Origin of the sequence: Pseudomonas nitroreducens TX1 (assembly GCF_000313755.1) — a bacterium.
Taxonomy (GTDB): Bacteria; Pseudomonadota; Gammaproteobacteria; order Pseudomonadales; family Pseudomonadaceae; genus Pseudomonas; species Pseudomonas nitroreducens_A.
This window is the reverse complement of record NZ_AMZB01000121.1, coordinates 83,099-101,191: the sequence shown is the minus strand read 5'-3', so window position 1 is coordinate 101,191 and position 18,093 is coordinate 83,099. Positions and strand designations below refer to the sequence as shown.

General features: G+C 57.7%; 27 protein-coding genes. 23 read left to right on the top strand and 4 right to left on the bottom strand.

Features of this window, described 5'->3' with window-relative positions; genetic code table 11:
- The first annotated feature begins 1 nt into the window (after position 1).
- The 10 genes from C167_RS0118875 to C167_RS34570 all read left to right on the top strand — a co-directional run bounded on the left by C167_RS0118875 (position 2) and on the right by C167_RS34570 (position 5,124).
- Positions 2–709 (top strand): hypothetical protein, encoded by a 708-nt coding sequence (locus C167_RS0118875; RefSeq protein WP_017519856.1) that lies wholly within the window; start codon positions 2–4, stop codon positions 707–709.
- Positions 706–1,164, top strand: a complete 459-nt coding sequence (locus C167_RS0118870) for a hypothetical protein (protein ID WP_017519855.1) — start codon at positions 706–708, stop codon at positions 1,162–1,164. The genes C167_RS0118875 and C167_RS0118870 overlap by 4 nt, the downstream gene beginning before the upstream one ends.
- On the top strand, positions 1,161–1,568 hold the full coding sequence (locus tag C167_RS0118865) for a helix-turn-helix domain-containing protein (protein WP_017519854.1): 408 nt from the start codon (positions 1,161–1,163) through the stop codon (positions 1,566–1,568). Before C167_RS0118870 ends, C167_RS0118865 begins: the two co-directional genes overlap by 4 nt.
- A gap of 55 nt (positions 1,569–1,623) precedes the next feature.
- Positions 1,624–1,827, top strand: a complete 204-nt coding sequence (locus C167_RS0118860; protein WP_017519853.1) for a hypothetical protein — start codon at positions 1,624–1,626, stop codon at positions 1,825–1,827.
- An 11-nt stretch (positions 1,828–1,838) separates the two neighbouring features.
- Positions 1,839–2,066 (top strand): hypothetical protein, encoded by a 228-nt coding sequence (locus C167_RS0118855; protein WP_024763838.1) that lies wholly within the window; start codon positions 1,839–1,841, stop codon positions 2,064–2,066.
- 103 nt (positions 2,067–2,169) lie between these two features.
- The gene (gene rdgC, locus C167_RS0118850; protein ID WP_017519851.1) at positions 2,170–3,090 is read left to right on the top strand and encodes a recombination-associated protein RdgC; all 921 of its coding nucleotides are present in this window, start codon (positions 2,170–2,172) and stop codon (positions 3,088–3,090) included.
- Between the two features lie 42 nt (positions 3,091–3,132).
- A complete protein-coding gene (locus C167_RS0118845) occupies positions 3,133–3,378 on the top strand; it encodes a hypothetical protein (protein WP_017519850.1) in 246 nt (81 codons plus the stop codon).
- A 45-nt stretch (positions 3,379–3,423) separates the two neighbouring features.
- Entirely contained in the window at positions 3,424–4,095 is a 672-nt protein-coding gene (locus C167_RS0118840) for a hypothetical protein (protein WP_200860164.1), read from the top strand.
- Positions 4,092–4,535 carry a hypothetical protein gene (locus tag C167_RS0118835; RefSeq protein WP_017519848.1) on the top strand — a complete coding sequence of 148 codons (444 nt, stop codon included), beginning with the start codon at positions 4,092–4,094 and terminating at the stop codon, positions 4,533–4,535. The genes C167_RS0118840 and C167_RS0118835 overlap by 4 nt, the downstream gene beginning before the upstream one ends.
- A gap of 85 nt (positions 4,536–4,620) precedes the next feature.
- Positions 4,621–5,124 carry a hypothetical protein gene (locus tag C167_RS34570; protein ID WP_128082515.1) on the top strand — a complete coding sequence of 168 codons (504 nt, stop codon included), beginning with the start codon at positions 4,621–4,623 and terminating at the stop codon, positions 5,122–5,124.
- Between the two features lie 23 nt (positions 5,125–5,147).
- Here the strand turns inward: C167_RS34570 and C167_RS35165 are convergent, their stop codons facing one another.
- Positions 5,148–5,297: a hypothetical protein gene (locus tag C167_RS35165; protein ID WP_235154333.1), complete on the bottom strand. Its 150-nt coding sequence runs from the start codon at positions 5,295–5,297 to the stop codon at positions 5,148–5,150.
- 172 nt (positions 5,298–5,469) lie between these two features.
- Positions 5,470–5,646 (bottom strand): carbon storage regulator CsrA, encoded by a 177-nt coding sequence (csrA, locus tag C167_RS0118820; protein ID WP_017519845.1) that lies wholly within the window; start codon positions 5,644–5,646, stop codon positions 5,470–5,472.
- A gap of 158 nt (positions 5,647–5,804) precedes the next feature.
- Between csrA and C167_RS0118815 the strand changes: the two genes are divergently transcribed.
- Complete coding sequence (locus tag C167_RS0118815) at positions 5,805–6,248, top strand: hypothetical protein (RefSeq protein ID WP_017519844.1); 444 nt, start codon at positions 5,805–5,807, stop codon at positions 6,246–6,248.
- Positions 6,249–6,295: 47 nt separating this feature from the next.
- Here C167_RS0118815 and C167_RS0118810 read toward each other — a convergent pair whose 3' ends face one another.
- A complete protein-coding gene (locus C167_RS0118810; RefSeq protein WP_017519843.1) occupies positions 6,296–6,652 on the bottom strand; it encodes a histone-like nucleoid-structuring protein, MvaT/MvaU family in 357 nt (118 codons plus the stop codon).
- A 44-nt stretch (positions 6,653–6,696) separates the two neighbouring features.
- Between C167_RS0118810 and C167_RS0118805 the strand changes: the two genes are divergently transcribed.
- The 3 genes from C167_RS0118805 to C167_RS0118790 all read left to right on the top strand — a co-directional run bounded on the left by C167_RS0118805 (position 6,697) and on the right by C167_RS0118790 (position 10,099).
- Positions 6,697–7,875, top strand: coding sequence for a replication protein (locus C167_RS0118805; RefSeq protein WP_235154332.1), 1,179 nt, complete (start codon positions 6,697–6,699; stop codon positions 7,873–7,875).
- A gap of 252 nt (positions 7,876–8,127) precedes the next feature.
- A complete protein-coding gene (locus C167_RS0118800; RefSeq protein WP_017519841.1) occupies positions 8,128–8,811 on the top strand; it encodes a hypothetical protein in 684 nt (227 codons plus the stop codon).
- An 892-nt stretch (positions 8,812–9,703) separates the two neighbouring features.
- Positions 9,704–10,099: a hypothetical protein gene (locus tag C167_RS0118790; protein ID WP_017519840.1), complete on the top strand. Its 396-nt coding sequence runs from the start codon at positions 9,704–9,706 to the stop codon at positions 10,097–10,099.
- Between the two features lie 322 nt (positions 10,100–10,421).
- Here C167_RS0118790 and C167_RS0118780 read toward each other — a convergent pair whose 3' ends face one another.
- Positions 10,422–10,700 carry a hypothetical protein gene (locus tag C167_RS0118780; protein ID WP_017519838.1) on the bottom strand — a complete coding sequence of 93 codons (279 nt, stop codon included), beginning with the start codon at positions 10,698–10,700 and terminating at the stop codon, positions 10,422–10,424.
- A gap of 194 nt (positions 10,701–10,894) precedes the next feature.
- Between C167_RS0118780 and C167_RS0118775 the strand changes: the two genes are divergently transcribed.
- The 9 genes from C167_RS0118775 (at position 10,895) to C167_RS0118730 (ending at position 18,092) form a co-directional block, all read left to right on the top strand.
- Positions 10,895–11,530 carry a hypothetical protein gene (locus tag C167_RS0118775; RefSeq protein ID WP_017519837.1) on the top strand — a complete coding sequence of 212 codons (636 nt, stop codon included), beginning with the start codon at positions 10,895–10,897 and terminating at the stop codon, positions 11,528–11,530.
- Positions 11,527–11,880, top strand: a complete 354-nt coding sequence (locus C167_RS0118770) for a hypothetical protein (RefSeq protein ID WP_017519836.1) — start codon at positions 11,527–11,529, stop codon at positions 11,878–11,880. The genes C167_RS0118775 and C167_RS0118770 overlap by 4 nt, the downstream gene beginning before the upstream one ends.
- A gap of 8 nt (positions 11,881–11,888) precedes the next feature.
- Positions 11,889–12,353 carry a hypothetical protein gene (locus tag C167_RS0118765; RefSeq protein ID WP_024763842.1) on the top strand — a complete coding sequence of 155 codons (465 nt, stop codon included), beginning with the start codon at positions 11,889–11,891 and terminating at the stop codon, positions 12,351–12,353.
- A 392-nt stretch (positions 12,354–12,745) separates the two neighbouring features.
- Positions 12,746–13,147, top strand: a complete 402-nt coding sequence (locus tag C167_RS0118755) for a hypothetical protein (RefSeq protein WP_024763843.1) — start codon at positions 12,746–12,748, stop codon at positions 13,145–13,147.
- 159 nt (positions 13,148–13,306) lie between these two features.
- A complete protein-coding gene (locus C167_RS0118750; protein ID WP_017519832.1) occupies positions 13,307–15,145 on the top strand; it encodes a PRTRC system ParB family protein in 1,839 nt (612 codons plus the stop codon).
- 32 nt (positions 15,146–15,177) lie between these two features.
- Positions 15,178–15,681, top strand: a complete 504-nt coding sequence (locus tag C167_RS0118745) for a PRTRC system protein E (RefSeq protein ID WP_017519831.1) — start codon at positions 15,178–15,180, stop codon at positions 15,679–15,681.
- 10 nt (positions 15,682–15,691) lie between these two features.
- A complete protein-coding gene (locus tag C167_RS0118740) occupies positions 15,692–15,904 on the top strand; it encodes a PRTRC system protein C (RefSeq protein ID WP_017519830.1) in 213 nt (70 codons plus the stop codon).
- Between the two features lie 102 nt (positions 15,905–16,006).
- Positions 16,007–17,407 (top strand): hypothetical protein, encoded by a 1,401-nt coding sequence (locus tag C167_RS0118735; RefSeq protein ID WP_024763844.1) that lies wholly within the window; start codon positions 16,007–16,009, stop codon positions 17,405–17,407.
- Positions 17,397–18,092 (top strand): PRTRC system protein B, encoded by a 696-nt coding sequence (locus tag C167_RS0118730; protein WP_017519828.1) that lies wholly within the window; start codon positions 17,397–17,399, stop codon positions 18,090–18,092. The genes C167_RS0118735 and C167_RS0118730 overlap by 11 nt, the downstream gene beginning before the upstream one ends.
- Position 18,093: the final 1 nt, after the last annotated feature.

Below are 18,093 nucleotides of genomic sequence, written 5' to 3'. Positions count from 1 at the left end.
CATGAAAACTCAACGTTCTACCTTCCAGGCCCCGCAAATGGCCCTGGATTTCAGCTTCCAGCAGCCAGGCCGGGTCTCGGTGAACAGCACCGCGTCCAAGGTCACCGATAACGACGAGGATCAGCTGCCGGGCGCCCCGAAGCGCAGCGCTGCTGCCGAGCTCTCGGACATGGTGGTCGACGATCGAGTCCTCTCGCAGGGCATCACGACCTGGCGCAACCTGGTCGACTTCGCGATCAGGACTGGGCACACCGAGCTCTATGAGAGTGAGGACGGCCGCCAAGGTCTCCGCCGGCCGGGCTTCCGCTATGCCCCGATCTCCCGTCTCCCAGAGAGAGCGCCGGAGTACGTCAAGGATGTCCTGGCCGGCCAACTGGCCGCCCGGCTGGAGAAGTTGAAGGTTCAGCTGTCTTCTGGGCGACTGACTGCAGACGACGAGTTCAAGGTCCAAATCAGCCTGGAGGGCTCGACCTTCCAGGTAAGCGTTTACGAAGGCAGAAAGCTGGATTCGAACTGGTCTTTCAAGCTGATGGATCTCCCGCGTACCCCCGGTCTGCCGGATGCTGATGAGGCCGCCCAGATCGCGTTCATTGCTCGAAAAGTGAAGCGCCTTCAACGCGAAGGGCGCATCGCCGGCGGCACACCGAACCTTATCGGCAAGGCGGTGCTCCGGGGCGTTTGTTCGGTTCTGGGCGAGGCCACCAAATGAACATTGACCAGTCGCTCAATCACCAGGTGATCCAGCACCTGATGTCGAGCAACCATCCGGATCTCCACTATGGTCGTGTTACCTCGAACCTGGTCGAGGTTGCCGGCGAGGTCATTCAAGACCAGTTCCTGGACAGCGGGTTCTGCATGCACTCCGCGTTCCTGGATGGCCAGGTGGTTGTCCAGACCTACCATGAGCCTCGCTCCGGTGCTTTCATGCCCGATGTTGGGATATCACTAGGCCTTTTCCTGGACGGCACCTCTTGTCCATTGAAAGTCCTGCTCCGTGCCAACTCGTCAACACCGGTGATGGTCCCTGAAGCCAATGGCCTCTTCGAGCCGGCCATTCGAATCAGTCGGGACTGGTTCTTGCCAGTCAGAGACTGGGCTCGATCTCCAGATCTGCTGATGTACTTGCGCGCGACGGCGATCCAGGTGCTGGGAGCTGCAGCATGAAAGCCCCGTCCGGAGTAGCGAAAACCATCGACCTGGCTGAACTCAGGGAAGTGTTCCACTTGAGGCAGGATGACGTCGGCGACCTCCTGGGGGTCCACCGCTCCACGGTGATCGACTGGGAGAAGGGAAAACAGCCAAGTTGGCTACCACTGGTGTGCCTCGGCATCCCTACGACACTGGTGCTTAAGCAACCTGTCCCCGCGATTTCAGCAAATGACTTGGTAGCTGCCCGGGCGCAGCTGGGCATAGAGCAAGCCGACCTGGCCAATCATCTCGGCGTTCACGTGAGGACTGTTAGGACCTGGGAGGCAAAGCGACCACCCGCCTGGCTACCGGTCGCAATGATCGGTCTGGCCCTTCAGCTGCAGGCCCCCTTCTGGCACGCACGCGTCCGAGCAAAATGACGTCATCCCGAAGGCACTCCGCCGGCGGCAATCGAATCAACCAGGAAACAACGACATGATCATCCTCAGCGTCCCGAACGGCCCGTCTAAGCAGTACCAACACAGCGACATCAGCGCAGCCATGATGGATTTCGCGAAATCCCACATGTCTAGCCGCCTCGTGCAGGCCGTCGAAGATCCTCAGGCCAAATTCGGCATGCGCTTTGAGGCCATTCAGATCGATGACGAATCGATGTCCACTCCTATCACCGTTCACTGATAGGCATCTAAATGGCTCGAATCACGTTTATGAAGGATTGGGACATCAACGGGAAGCCTAGCTACCAGGTCACCAAAGACGGTCCCAGCGTCGCTACCATCCATTTCGTCGACCAAACGAGTCTTGCAACCCAGGGCGGTGGTGTATCTCACCCCCATTGGGTGCTGAAGCTCCATACAGGCCGGATCGATCGTCATCCGACACTCGCAGAGGCCAAGCTGGACGCGTTGAAGCTCTGACTGAGCCCCCCTCTCTCGCAATGAATTCCAGCCCCCTGCATCGAGTTGAACCCGCCGCATGCGCCGTTACTCTGGCTGCCTCCCCTGATTACGAGGCAGCCACATGTGGTTCAAGCAACTCCTCACGTACCACATCACCCAGGATCTGCAGCTCAACGCTGAGTCCCTCGAAGAAGCCCTGAAGAGCAAACCGGCCCGCCCCTGTGCCAGCCAAGAACTGACTACCTACGGTTTCACAGCTCCCCTGGGCAAGGGCCCCGACGCGCCGTTGGTGCACGCAAGCCAAGGCTTCTTCCTGATCTCCACCCTCAAGGAAGAACGCATTCTTCCGGGCAGCGTTGTCCGCGACGCCCTGAAGGACAAGATCGAGGAGATCTCCACGCAGCAGCAACGGAAGGTCTACAAGAAGGAGCGCGATCAGCTCAAAGACGAAATTGTTCAGACCCTGCTGCCACGTGCCTTCATTCGCCGCTCCACCACCCATGCCGCCATCGCGCCGAGCCTGGGCCTGATCCTGGTCGCCACCTCCTCTGCCAAAAAAGCAGAGGACCTGCTCTCGACCTTGCGTGAGGCGATCGGCTCCCTCCCGGTTCGCCCGGTCACCGTCATGGTTGCACCGAGCGCGACCCTCACCGAGTGGGTGAAAGCCCAGGAAGCCCCAGGCGACTTCCAAGTCTTGGCCGACTGTACGCTCCGCGACACCCATGAAGAGGGTGGCTCGGTGAAGTGCAAAGATCAGGACCTGACGAGCGAAGAGATCCAGCTGCACCTGACTGCCGGCAAGCTTGTAACCCAGCTCGCCCTGGCGTGGTCGGACAAGCTGAGCTTCGTGCTCGATGAGAAGCTCGCCATCAGCCGAATCCGTTTCGAGGACCTGCTCCAGGAACAGGCTCTGAAGGATGGTGGCGACGATGCAATGGCCCAGCTGGACGCCACCTTCACCCTGATGATGTTGACCTTCGCTGACTTCCTGCCGGCGCTGTTCGCGGCCCTGGGCGGGCTCCAAGTGCCGGAAGGCATCTGATCTAGACTGCCCGCTTCGGCGGGCACTTCTAGAGGACTCCCCATGTTCAACGCAAAGCAATTCACCCTGACCCAACTCGGTACCGACGAGCTTCCCGACACACTTCCAATCGGTAAGGTCCTTGAGCTCCTCAGCGCGAGCCACGTTGCTGCTATAGACGCCCGAAGCGACGTTGACGAATCCAGGATCAGTAGTCTCCGGAAAGCCCTGGCTGACATCGAAGCCACGTCGAAGGACCCGGTAATCACGCTAACAGCCCGCAGGGCCCTGACCAATGATGAGGACTGATTCACGATGACACAGGCCTTTGTACCTAGCCTTGGGTCTCTGCCAATGCTTGATGCCCTCCGACGCGAGCGCAGTCATGGCGATTTGCCCGGCTACCTGCAGGTGGTTCAAGGGATTCAGGTCCTGCTGAATTACGCCGGCGTGGTGGTTACCGAAGTGGAGGAGCGCGAAGCCTCAGAGGTAGTCCTGACGCTCGAACGAGAGGGCGTTTCCACTTCGCTATGGCTCCGGCCACTGGAACGCACTCAGCCCGGGATGGCGGTCTTCCCCCTGCAGGTGGGCGCGAAGTTCATGGCTTGCAAGCCATCAGCAACTCCCGCCGCAGAGTGTGAGGTCACCTTCGTGTACCTGCCGCCGACAACCACGATCAATGAACTGGTCGAGTATGCCTTCGGCGATCTGACCTACCAACAAGTCGAATCTATCCAGAACTTCTCTGCCGAATACGCGATGTCGGGACCGATCGAGCGGTTTCCGCGCGCAGCCCTGGTCATGCTGATGTCCAGCAACACCGCGGCTGACAAGCCTGGCAAGGTCTATTTCAAGCTCTGGCATCAGGCCGAGGGGAAAGCCGAACTCATCGAGCTGGAGCCCACTGTTAGCCCTTTCAAAGCAGCAGAGCAGGCAAGGGATCTCGGGTACTCACCCACGATCTATCGCTGCCACAGTGGCTGCTACGTCGCCTTCCTATCTACCAGCGGATTTGACTTCCTATGATCTCCCGCGCGGTTGCTACCGCATTCCTCACCCTGACCCCGCTCCTGGCCAGTGCGGCTGAGGTCATCGAGTTCAAGACCCCGGTCACCTCCAACCTTCGAGTAGAAGCCGTACTCTGCAAGTCGCCGGAATCTCTGTACCTGCTCTACGAGGCCAGTGCAGTGGCTATGAAGGGTGGCGGGAAACAGGCTTTCCAATCGTATTTCCAGGCCGCTGCGACCGCTCTTGAGCAGGCCGGGGAGTGTGTCCTGGAGAAGGAACCTCAGAAAGTGAACGTCACCGCCATGGCTACCCTCACCAACCCCTTGAAAATGCCCGCCGGCGAGAAGGTCTACGGGCGTTTCCAGATGGCCGGCCTGAAGCGAGACGTCTATGCCATGGGTGAGGACCTCCCGGGCCTGATCGCGTTCATCAAGTCCACGGATCACACCGCCAAGTAACACCAACAAACGATGCGTGCTTGATCATCTGACGGGCCCGCACAGCAGTTGCCGCGCTTCCTATCCGCGCGGCAGAGAGGGGAAGGTGAATTTCACACTCTTGATCAGCCGCTTCAACGAAAGTGTTGAACGCCGGACATCCCACGAACTTCAGCTCGATTCGCAAATCAGCCGTCTTGAGTCCGCGTCCAAGGCATCAGGCGGGCGAATTGAGTCCCGGCTCAGCCTGGCCAAGCATCGCAGGCAGAACCTTCATCGTGAGCATCGTGGTGCTGCTGACTGGAGGTCCGCGGTGGCCATCCCCGCGTTCAACATCCTCTCCAAGGAGTTGGGCCGGAGCTACATCGGCGCCATTGTGCAGGGGGACGTAGCCGACTCCCTCCGCATGGTGTTCAACCGGTCAAATAGCAGCGAGGAGCAGGGTCCCAAGGCGATCGCCATAAGCATGAGGTCGACAGGCACTCCGCTCACACTGGCGATCTTGAAGGCCGTCGGCACGGAAAGCGGGGACTGGCATGAAGAGGAGGTCTCAGCTGACACACGAATTGCTGAACTCGCAGCCTGCACGATAGAAAAAGCCCGACTCTAGGTCGGGCTTTTTGTTGGGCTTCATCATTTTTCTATGGGCTTCGTCTCGACCCATTGAATGACCCCCGGGATTCCATAGTCGTCCTGCTCGATGGAATACACGTTGGTGACCATCTCGCCGGGCTGCTCAACACAACCGGTGCTCGATGTGCACACCTTCGGGGCTTTCTTCATGTAGGGCTTCTCCTGCCGGCACTCGATCGACGTCCGGAGCGCCTTGCAGACATAGCCCTCGAGCTTCAGATCATCAACGAGGTTACGGGTGGTCGGGCTCGGGTTCGCAATCCAGGCTGAGGAGCACCCGCCAACCAGGAATATGCCACCAAGGAGAGCTGGCCGGAAAAGGTTACGAGGCAACATTTTTGGCCTGAATCCGTCGGTAGATCTCTTCGCGGTGTACGGGCACATCCTTTGGGGCGTCGATACCGATCCGGATGTGACCCTGTTTGTTCGCGACAACCGTGACAATGATGTCGTCTCCAATGTTGATGGACTCGCCGGCGGTGCGGGTCAGAATGAGCATCTTGCGCTTCCTTGGGTGGTTGATCCTTCAATCACCATATCGAGGCGCTTCCCTCTATTCCATCCAAGTCGCCCGTCGGGATTTCAGCCCCCCACTTTGGCTTGGAAACACCTCCACGCTGGTTAATCTCGGGCCATCACCAATGGCCGGATTAGTATGTGAAGCAGGTTCTCTCTCTCAAACGACTGACACTCTTTGTCGGCTTCGTCGCGACCCTCGGAGCTGGCGCTGCAGCAGTCACCTTCCATGGCCAATCCACTCCACAGGTCAGCCCTAAAGGCAGCAGTGATGCCAGCGTGTCGAGCGATGAGATCACCAAAGCACGCATTCAGAAACGGTACCTCAGCGCCCCAGGCCAGTTTGACCTGGATGCATCTGCGAAGGAACTGGCCGGGGTCACCATCGAGGGCGAATACCACATCTGTGCTGAGAAAGTAGAGATCACCGCCGAGCAGTACATCGAGATCTCTCGCATGCTCGATAAGCCCCGTCCCTTTGCCAGTGAGTTCAAGGCAGTAGTCGATCGCGCGCTGTCTTCCCCGGATGGGGTGTCGGACTGCAGCTACCGCGTTCTGGCATTGATTGATCGGGCTGCAAAGTGATCAGGCATGAAAAAGGGGCCATCAAGGCCCCTTCCAGATCAGCTGAGTTACTCGATCCAGCTGTTTACGGCTTCTGCCCCGTATTGGTCTTTCCAGGCCTTGAGGGTGCGGTGGTTGCCGCCCTTCGTTTCAACAACCTCGCCAGTGTGCGGGTTCTTGTAGCGTTTCAGGGTACGCACACGCTTATGCGTACGCACCGGCTTTTCAGCGCGCGCTTCGGGATCGAGCAGCTTAATCACGTCGCGAAGGCTTTTATCGTAAGAACCCATCAGCTCGCGAAGCTTGCCGCTGAATTCCGCTTCGGCCTGGTAGCCCGGGCTGCTGATGATCTCTTCACGTTGTTTTTGCAGCTCGGCGATTTGTGCGTCGATGTCTGCGACTTGCTGGACCTTCGAAACCATCATCTTCCCCTTCCAGTTGTTGTTAATGGCATGCCGAAATGGACGTAATGGATTCGCACAACGACTTGCTCACTGGTTTGGATTGTAATTCGCAATCGCTGTCACGAACAGAGACCGGTGTAACTGCCAGGATAAATAAAATCCGAAACAGGGGATCAGGTCGTAAAGAACCAGTTTCTCTGGTCCCATCCTCCCTTCCTTTGTTCTCTGCATATCAGATCACCCTTGATGACAGCGACCTAGGAAATTTGGTCAATATCTACGACGCGTTGCCTCGATTTGCCTGGTCTGGAAAAACTGTCCACTCCATTAAGGAAATGAAGATGGTCAAAGAAGGCACCATCAATGGAGAGCCGTTCAGGGTTGAAATCCATGCCGTAGCAATGTCGAAACGCCTCAAGGTCAAGGGCAAGCTTTCCCAAGAGCCTGAGCACGTCGGGGTTTTCCCCGGAGCGAGGGAGGAATTTGTGGAGGAGGCCCTCCGCAAATTCTCAACTCAAGGAAGTCCCAAGTTCAATGAAGATGAGTGTTCTGTGCAATTCACGCTCTACGAGCTACAGAAAGAACTCCAGAGCCAAAAGCACACCTACACATACGCTGAACTTCGGGAGGCGCTGGCTATACTAAGCGCTTCGTGGATTCTGATTCAAACCCGCACCAGCGATGGGGAGGAAATCGACATATCCTCCAATTACCTCCCTTTCCTAGCGGTTCGAAGCAGAAACAAAAGAAGCGCCGCATACAAAGAGCCAGGTCCTGGTGAAGACCCGGAAAGCGCAGTTCTTTGCAAGGCGGTACTGCATCCGTTGATCTCCCAAAGCATCGCTAAAGGTGATTTCCGGCTCTACCAATACGCCACGTCGATGAGTTTAACTAACGGCTTGGCCCGGGCCCTATTCAGAATGCTTTCGTTCAAATGGCGAAATGCCTCACCAAATCACCCGTTCTCGTTCTCCCTGGTAGAGTTTCTCTCTGGAACGGCGCGAGGCCTTTCAAAGCGTATGCCTGAAGACTTTCGTGCTATGAACATTGCTCTCGAGCAGTTGGTGAAAGAGAAGGCTATCCAGCGCTATGAGCACACCAAGGTTCGCTTGCCGAAGGGTAAAGGCGCCGCGGACTACAAATACCGCGTCTGGCCAACGAACGAGTTCGTTACCACGATCGTCAAGGGACACCAGGCGGAGGCACGTCGTGAGGTCCAGAGACTCGCTCAACGCGCTCGCTGAATATCCCCCGCCGGCGGGAAGACCCGCCGGTACCACCCAGTAGGCCCCACTGGGGCTACAGAGGATCGTCCCACCATTTCCTCCCCCTGTCGTCCCCCCAGCACTCAGCCTGCCCTCTTCTCACCGCTCTGCCACCTTGCGCCCGATTTCTGGTAGTGAGGAATGGCACACGATGCTCAAACTTCCCGGACAGGGTTCTGGCACCAACTCAGGTCATGGATCATTCCTGATGTCAGCCAGGAGCCCGCAAGCATGTCCGATCAACCGTCCGCAGCCAAAACCATCGCCGGTGCCCAACAGGAAGGCACTCTTCGCCCAATCAATCGGGTGAAGCTCAGGGCGCAACTGGGGATGGTCAATGAGGTCACCGCGGCCAGCATCAGAAGGGCAATCAGCTTCGTAATCGAGAGGGCTCTCGACTACTACCAGGTAGTGGCCTACACAGGCCCAGGTTACGTGTTCGGCAGAGTCGACAGCGACTTCCCCTCAGCCCTATACGCAGCTCCGCATCACAACTACATGTACGACCGGTGGGATCATCGTGAGATGAGCCCAACGCATCCTACCTGCAGCATTGAGAAACTGATCAACGAGGCCGGCTGGCTCTGTTTGGATACGGCCTGCCGTGTTGCAGTCTTCGAGCTGGCGCTCGAGGTCCCGGAAGCTAAAAAGGTGCTCGAACATGCCCGCAGCGCCGTCATGTCCATGTGCGAGGACCGGACAATATCCGAGGTGAATTGGCGGGAGTCCCGCCGGAGACTTGGCACGCCAGGCGTCCGCAAGATTCTCCGTCGAATGCTCGCCAAACTGCCGGCCGTAGATATTGGCCGAGGCTCCATTCGGCCAGTAATCCTTGCACCTGGTGCCCTAAGGTCAGGATTGAATCACGTTACCGACTGGTCCAACGGATCGACCCCTTTGGCCGCTGCAGTCTGACTCGGCCGCCTGGTATCTCGCTCGAAAACGTAGTGAGGAATGCTCCACGTTGCGCGTGATCATCTTGGCAGGCGCGCTATGAGAATAAAGTCCGTCCCACCAGTGGAGGCTCTACGCTGCTGAACATCACCCCCAAATCGACACCTGCAGCCTGCTTCTAGGTAGTAGGGTTTGCTCCACGTTAAAGCCAAAGTCGTTCAGCGGCTTCAGTTCCCAAGTGCAAGAATTGCTCAGCTGTTACTGAGGAATACCCCATTATTTCCCGCAAGGGACCGCTGAAATCCTCCCGCAGCCCAGACTGAGCCAAACCATTCCTACTCAGGTTTGCCTCACGATTGTTGGGTGGCGATCCTCAGGTTGATCCAGGAACGATCTTCCTGATAGGCCTCTCCGCACATCTCATTCCCTCGCCTGTACTCCCCCGAATTTCCGTTCACGAATCTGACTCTGGACCATTTCTCCGGGCCCACCCATGACCCACTCACAGCGCTATCCAGTAGTGAGGTATGGCTCACGGTTGTAGTCAGGTTTGCTCCACCGGAGGGTTTTCTGTGCGTTCTCTGATCAGGAGCAGTCAGGACTTGTGCATCGGGCTACTGAGGAATGCTCCACGTTGAGAAGGGCAGTAGTCAGGTTTGCTTCACGGTTTCAATCCATACAGTGGAGGATTACTCCACGATCTGATGGACCTTTCCCCGCGCACAGTCAGGTTTGGCCCACGAATCTAGTTGGGTTTGCTCCACGATTATGAACATATCCTATTGATATATATAGACTTTATACCAGCCTCCTTTTCTTTTCCTTTTTCCTATTATTTTCCTTTGTGCAGAGGGTAGTGGCACAACTTGGAGCGTGCGGGAATTCACACACCAAATCAGGAGGAGTTGAATCCATGACCGCCACCCAAGCATCCCTCGCTTCCCGGGCCAAGGCCTGGCTCGAAACGCCCAGAGGCCTCGCCGAGATCCAGGACGCCCACAGTAAGCTGCTGGGAAAAATCGATAGGGATTCCTCAGTAGACCCTGAAGACGGGAAAGCTGCCCTTGGTGAGCTCATTGAGGGCTATGTCGACGCCGGCGGCGACATGTTCGATCTCTATCAGGAACAGGCGCCTCTGGTACCGCCTACACAGGCCCACCAGGAGAGCCATTGCTCTTCGCACAAGATCGATCTTTCACCGCTCAGCCCTGACGTTCCGCCAGGCCCACCTCTCACCAAGGAGCAGAAGGCCAAGGCGCTCCAGGAGATCCGGGCGATCCTGGGCCGGCCAAAGCAGGCTTCTGCGTGATGAATGCTCTAGAGCAGGCTCGGCAGTGGCTCACAGACGAGAAACCAGGCCCTGACGAGATCAGACAGTCGATCGACAACCTTTGCCATCAGTTGGTCGGGTGCCGATCAAAGAAGGGACAAGCTGAGCTTCAAGCGGCGATCCAGCTGCTGATGAGCCAGTTCGGGGATACCCCGGAGGTAGCTCTTCCGGAGCCCCCAACAGCGGCCCAACTGGACTATGGGTCGTTATTCCCTGTCAGTGATGAGGCCCTGGCCCCCATCTCGATTGAGGAGCGACGCCAGCGCTTTGAAACCCTCAGAGAGGAGCTAGAACGGCCCTTCTAAGCCTCTGCACGTGCACGGCCTTTCAATGGCTCCGAAGGCAGGCTTGGTACAACGTCAGAGTCGACGAAAATCTCAGCGTCAAAGAAGGCGACCATCGCTTGCAGATCGGGAGAGCGAAGCAGCTCGGCAAGCGCAGGTCTTTCAGCGGTGATCGCTTTCCAGGCCTCCTTTCTCCGACTCTCAGGCAAACCTGAGAGCCGGACGAACTTCTCCTCCCCGCTCAACGCCGGCACGGACATCGTCGTCAGCCAGGCCATCTCTCGCATCACACTCATACCGATCGCTCCAACCTGAAAGGCATGACTCTGCCAGCGTTGGCAGCTGGTACAAGCCAACACTCGGGGCGGAATTTCAGCCCCTCACTTTGGCGTGAATCCCGAAGGAGCGTCGTTAGAATTGGGCAGACTACTGGTCAACACCAACCGTGCCCCAGACCTTCCAGGAACCTGGCACCCGTAAAGGACCCCCAATGCGAATCATCATGCTCATCCCTGTTGCGGCCCTCGCTGTAGCCGTCTCCGGCTGCGCGAACAAGGATCTGCAGGAGACCTCCTACAGCTACGAATCCAAGGTCCACTCGGGCACAGTCCAGGTTGTTGAACGTACGGACGGCCCGTCCGTGGAATGCCCCAACTTCTGGCGGGATGGCGAACCTTACAACCCGACCGGCATCAAGCAGATGACCGGCTTCCGGCTGAAGGTAAATCTCCACAGTGGCTCCGATTCCAGCCATGGCCAGGTTCTGGACGTGGTTCTGCCCTCCAACAACGGCCATGAGGTCGTGATGAAGGACTTCCAGAAAGAACGCACCTGGTTGTTGGGGGCGGAAACCAATGGACTGGTGAAGACAGGCGAGATCTTCCATTACCCCGAGGGTTTCTTCATCCGAGCAGCAAGCCCTCAGATCAAAGAGAACACCATCAGCTTCTGCCTGGGCGTTGATCGGATGTACGTACCTCAGGTCGACCTCAACAGCAGCACCAACCCACTGATCCGCTTGGATCGGCTCAACGTACGGTTTGCCGGCGTGAGTGGTGAAACCATCGAGTATGACTTTGGCTCCATCGAACCGATCCGCGTGACAGTCTCCGCGGAGGCGCTATGACCACGCCGATTACGCAGTCAGTCTTAATCTTCAGTGGTGAACGCGGAATCGCATGCCCATTCAGCACGCTGACGGCCAAGGAGCTGCTGGAGTACATCCTGGGCTACTACGAGAGTCTGCACCCCCCGTTCATGGCTGTGGCCTATCAAGAGGGCAAAGAGGAGTTTCTCTACCGCATCCTCAAGGATGGCTATGGCCTGGACCCCACCGCCAGCAAGGGCCAGGTCGATGAACTGATTCTGGCAACAGAGGACCTGCAGCCAACCCCCAAGCAGCAACTCGACCATGAATCCTTCATGGAACAAGCAGCCTGGCGGCTCATCACACTTACCTTTGCCCAGAACCTGTGAGGCCCAACGTGATCAAGTGTCTTCTTCCCCTGCTGCTCGCTTTCTCCGGCGCGGCCGCGGCGAGCCAGGCCCAAGTCTCCGTCATTGTCGGCACGAACGAGCCAGAGTCGTTTCTTGTTCCGTTGGACGGACAGATCCACGAAATGGATCTCCGAGACGCCCACCGCTACAGCGCTGCATTCGTTGATCCGGCCACCAAGCGCGTGATCTGCCGCGATGGCGAATACAAGACTGGCCTGGTCCTCAAGATGCGTTCGCTCCCTAATGAAGGAGCTGAACAGCCTCTGGAAGTTGTGGGGATGGTCACCACCCTGTCCTCCATCACGAATGGTGCCGCCCTGAAATGCGGCACCAACCAGGAGGTTAATCTGGCGAACAGGTCCTTGTCCGAGATGCTTCGGTTGGCCCCTAACAAGACCAAGCCAATGGTTATTGACGGCAAGTGGACTGTTTTGATCAAGTTGCAGCCGTAACCCACTAGGGAAGGAGGGAGTGAGATGACCTGGAGCTACCTGCGACGCGATTTCCTCCCTTCTGACGCTACCTGTGTCTTCTGCCACAGGCCTTTGCACAGCGAGCAAGGCATCGTCATTGCCGATGGAGACGGCACCGAGGCCTACACTGGGCCAAGTTGCGCAAAGAAGCACCTCGGCCAGCCAGAAGAACGCTTGCTTGATGTCACCAGTCTCGCCCTGCTCGTGGTTGCCGATGAGCCTGCTGCAGCTGATCCTGCTTCTGCACCCACTCCCTCTCAGAACTCGGGCCCGAATGACGGGGCTGAGTCGAAAGCGCGAACCGCAACCTCGCGCCCTCCCCTCCCCCCCTTGATGCTGTAGTGCAGTACGTTCGCTTCCGTTGTGAGCTGATGACTGATTTCAAGTTTGCGGTCTCGAAAACTCTGAAACAGGCCCATGACGAGTACAAAGCCACAGGAGCGATAAGCGAGGACGTGGAGAAAATGGTTGCTGGCGCAATGCGAAATGCGTCAGCCGACAATACGGTTCTCAGTCCGGCAAACGTGAAGCTGTGCATCGGATTCGAGCACTGGCTCAAAGAGGCTGTTCAGTACACAAGCGTTGAACGTAGAGAGTTCCTGGAAAGTATGCTGTTCAGCCTGCACCGCTACTGGTCCCTCAGCGCTGGCCAGATCGCCGGAATTAACAAGTGGGGCGCTCACGTCCGTAAACGACACGATGACTTCCCCCTTCTGGATGAAAACGTGTTCGCTGGCGTGGTACTTCCCGATTTCATGCGTCGGAAGGCCTAACTGGGCAGGTCCATTCGCGCCACAGGATAGGTTCTGAATCTCCCTCTGCTGTCTCCACCTTAGTGGGTAGGTGGGTCAGAAAAAACTCTATCAGCCGGTTCTGGCACACCCCGATGCCCCTGAAAGTTTGCCCATCGCAAACACACAGAGGCATCCAACATGAACGCCGTGATCCAGCAACTGCCCACCCAAGACGCCGCCACCGCACAAGCGGCCATGCAGCACGTTGTAGTTGCCCGCGTCCGCCGCAATCCTAGTGTTGACCCCCGCAAGGGCCGCCACACTGCTCTGTACCTCCAGATCAAAGAAAGCATCCGTCAGCACGGCGTGCAGCAGCCGATCATCGTTCGCCCGATTGACGACCCCGACTTCGACTTCGAGGTTGTTGCGGGCAACACCCGGTGGCAATGCACCGTAGACCTGGAAATCCCAACCATCCCGGCGATCATCCGCAATCTGACCGATGCCGAGGCGCGCATTATCGCCGCCATCGAGAACATGCAGCGTGCTGACCTGACCCCCATCGAGGAGGGTAAACACGCGATGGTGGTGCTGGCTGACTGCGGCAATGACCACGCCGAGGTTATGAAGTTACTCGGATGGTCGCGGACCCGTCTCGATGGTCGCATCCTGCTCTCCCGCGCTTGTGCGGAGGTTGAAGAAGCACTGTTGCAGGGTCAGATCAAGATCGGCCACGCCGAGCTTCTCTGCCGTCTGGAAGACAGCGATCAGGCTCCGATCTTGGCGCGGATCATCGAACAGAATCTGACGGTGAAAGAAACTCAAGATCGCTTGTTCGCCATCTCCCGCGACATCTCGACCGCTCGCTTCGATACCAAGGACTGCGCAGCCTGCCCGCACAACTCTGCGGCCTACATCGACCTGTTCGAAACCGCAGTAAGCGGGGCCAAGTGCCAGAACGCAACATGCTGGAATCAGAAGACCAGCGACCTGATTCAAGTGAAGATCATCGAGGCGAAGGCAGATTATGGCGTCGTCCACACCGATCTGACTCTGCCCAAGGATGGATACGTTCGTTTGGAGGCAAAAGGCACGAACGGTGTCGGTGAGCATCAACTCGGCGCGTGCCTGTCCTGCGAGAAGTATGGCGCTGTCGTCAGCACCAGTGCTGGGCAGGAAGGTGCGGTGTCGGGCGGGTACTGCTTCGACCGCAACTGCAACAAGCAGATGCAGACCGCCTATCAAGCCGCGCTGGCTGAGGCGACTGGACAGCAGGCTGCGACTGAGCAAACCGGCAACGAGGCTGGACAAACCGGGACCAATCCTGAGTCTGGACGCACCCCGTCGTCCCCCGCTCAGAAACCGGCAGCGGGCAAAGGGGCCTCCAAACCTGCGCAACCGCAGGCACTGAAAAAGTCGATCCGCCGTGAGGCATTCAACCTCTACGGCCAGATGGCCTGCAAGGCAGTTCAAGGCAATCGCAAACTGGCCTTGTCCATCGCCATTGTCAGCATGTACCTGGAGATGCGCAGCTCCCTGCCCAGCGAACTGACGACCCGCATCAAGAAACGTCTCGGCATCGGTGATTTCGTCTCCGATAGCGACCGTTGCAAGGTCGAGGTGAAGCTCGCAGAGCAGGACGAATCCGAACTGCTGGAGTTGCTGACCAACCTCGCTTCCGTCACCCCATTCCGCAACGACAACGCAGACGCCTTCGAGCGTTCCCTCTCGGGTAGCCAATCCATCGCCTACATCAAACACGAAGGCATGAAGCCCGTTGAACACTTCCAGATGAGCGAGAGCTATCTGAAATCGCTGGTGAAGGCCGGGATCATCGAAGACTGCAAGCGCTCTGGCTTCGAGGCCCACTACAACGAGGTCAAGGGTGACAAAGCCTTCACCAAACTGGCTGCGGAGAAGACTGACGACCTCATCAAAGCGGTACTGGCATTCAAGGATTTTTCTTGGGCCGGGTATCTCCCCGAAGCGTTTGAAATTTCTGCACAGGACGGTTCTGGCACGCGCACCAAAGGCTGAAACTTTCCCCATCGCAAACAAGGAGAAACCCAATGACTACCGCCACCTTCTTTACCGCAGTCAGCCAAGCCCTGACCGACAGCAGCAAGCACCTGAACATCGACATCGCTGGCCTCGAAGGAGGCCGGATCAAAGTCACCCTCAGTGCCAACATTGGCGTCACGCCCGAAAGCGCCTCCCCCGCAGAGAAGAAGCTGCGCGCTGCCATCGCCAAACCGATGGTCCTGTCGGGTACTCCCGAGGAAGTGGAAACAGCCCTGTATGCCCGCGTGTCGGCCCATGCCGAAGTGGTCAATACCGGCCTGAGCGCGCTGGATGAAATCCGCAAGTTGAGTGCTGCAGCCGTGGAGGCTGCCAAGCCCAGCAAGTCCGCTGCGAAGCCTGTGCAGCCTCCCGCGAGCGCTGCATCGCAAGGTGATGATGACGTGGAAGACGACGAACTGAACGGCGGTGCGGACAGTGCCCCCGCAGCCGAGGCGGCACCCGTCGCCCCCGTTGAAAACGGTGCATTCGCCTCTCTCGCTGGCAAATTCTGAGGACCGCCCCATGACCATCGCCATCCTGACCCTCGACCGTGTTTTCCGCTATGCCGGCCTCGATCTTGACGATCCTGATCCCAGCATGGAACCCACCGAAGTGCTCAAACACTTCGCTCGCCAATACCCGCGTCTGATGGGCGCGAAGATCGTTGAACCCATTATCGAGGGCGACCGCCATGTCTACGAGTTCCGTGAAGCCAGCTTCGGAGCCAAGGGCTGACGCCCTCGCTACCCTCAAGGCATGGGCGGACGGTGACAAAACCGCCCGCTCCGCGCCGACAAACCCCGATCACGACCTGAACAACGATCAGCTGAGGCGGCTATGGGCGCTCCTGAACTCTCCTACCTCCCCCGGAACTATCAATTTCCCCGTTCCGCGATGACCCCACTTGCTCTCCCGCAGGTCTCTATGGCCGTGCGGGAGGCACATGGCCTCGCCTTTGGCGAGTACGGTCATCTGGTTGATCGCAAGAACCACGCCGCTTTCTGCCTCGATGCGTACGAGGGCGGCATCATCGGTGACGACGCACTCGATTGGCTGACCGCGTACCCCAACGACTATGGGCTGCACCTGGTTACGCAAGAGGTCGTCGAAGCCGTTGAGTCTCGGCTGTCCTTCTCGAAGACTGGCTTGATCCGTGGCGTAAAGCGACGGTCGAAACTGCTGGGCACCCCTGCTTACGAGCTTCAACCCGCTGCGCAGAAAGCAATGGCCTGCATTGAAGCAGGGCTGTTCACGGCTGATGCTGTTGCCGACTTAGTGAAGATGGGGCCGGACTGCGCCTACCACCTCATTCAAAAGGTCGAGCAAACCCTCATCGATGTGACCAGCGCTGACTGCCCTGAGATGCAGAAATGGCTGGCTATGGAGGTCTATGGGGAAAGCTTCAACGTCAGTGCGAAGATGCTGCATCGTTTTGATTTGCCCCTTCCCCCGACAGATTGCTTGGATTTTCAGGAGGTCCGAGTCTTCCTGTTCAAAGCGCTGGACGCGATGTCTTCCTTCCTCATTCACTTCCACACCCCATCAACTTTCATGGGTGTCCACAGCTATGACCTTAATGGTTACGCCGACGCTTACGGTGAATTGAAAGATCGCGTCCGGAACTCCACGCCTGACGAACTGACGAGCTATCTGATGGAGACTCCCGTCGCTCAGTTGCCCTTTGAGACCTGGGCTTTGGGATTTGAAGATGACGATGACCGCGACGAAGAAATCGTGGCGGAAGCTGCGTATCTGCTCAAAGAGATGGATCAGCTAACCCAAGACACTCACTTCACCCTGAACCACGATCAAGGGTCCAACCCGAGCGAGGAAATGAGAGAACTGATTGCCCAAATTGGGGATTCAATCTCCGCTGGTAGCAAGTTCAGTTCCGTCCTGTCCGTCATCAAGGACGCATTCGAAGTTTGTCTCCATCACGCTGACAACAAGGACCGCGCCACCAGCGAACATGAGCTGACTGGTTCCGCCGAGGAAGGATGCGGCCTGTTTGAAACACTGGTGGTCTTCGTCAAAGACGAGTACCAAAGCCTTGAGTCTCAAGCTCTCAACAGTTTCGACGAGCGCGTCCAAGGTCTGTGTGACATCTACATTTCGTTCCCGCTCGATCAGGAGCTTCTGTCACGGCAGACCCGACCGATACTGGTGAAAACGCAGCAGTGCTTTGCGCTGCTCCAGCGAATCACCAAGTCTCTTGAGGACCTTGAACATGCTCAGTGAAAAAGTCGAATGCCGTGCGATGCTCATCCACCATCACAAGGAAACCAAGCGCCTCGATATTACTTCCCATGCCGTGATCCCTCTGGATGGTGGGAAGAACTTTACCCTCGGTGCTGGCCGTGCGTTCTCCAGCCTCGACAAAGAGGTGCTGATTGATCTGCTGCGCGAGGAAGAACCCAACTGCGAGTTCATCCCACCGAATCTTCTGGTGAAGGGGCGCAACCGTCTTGTCTGGTACACCGCTCCCCAGGTAATCGAAGTCCCGTTCAACAACGAGCTGATCAAAGCCCCCATTCCGGGCCTTGTGTACATCGCAGGTAACGGATCGTTCCGCTGCTTCTCGTACAAGGGCAAAGCCCGTCCAACGGCTGAAACGGAGCTTTACTACGCCCCTTTCGGGAACACCTACGCCAACGGCAGCTTCTGCTCAGGTAACGTCAAACTTCCTAGGGAGGTTCTCATCGAGAACATCCCGGTATGGCAGCGCTTTGTGCTGGAAAGCACCAACACCCACGGCGGTGGCGTGATCCCGCTGACCAAAATCAAAGACTTCAGCGAACTGGTCCAGTTCTACCGCACCCTCGCCTCGAAGAACGCGAGGAAGTTCCCCGATCAGCGCCTCAAAGCAGCACTGGCCAACCACGACCATCTGACCCTGAAAGCCGCTATTGGCGGGGAGGCGTGAG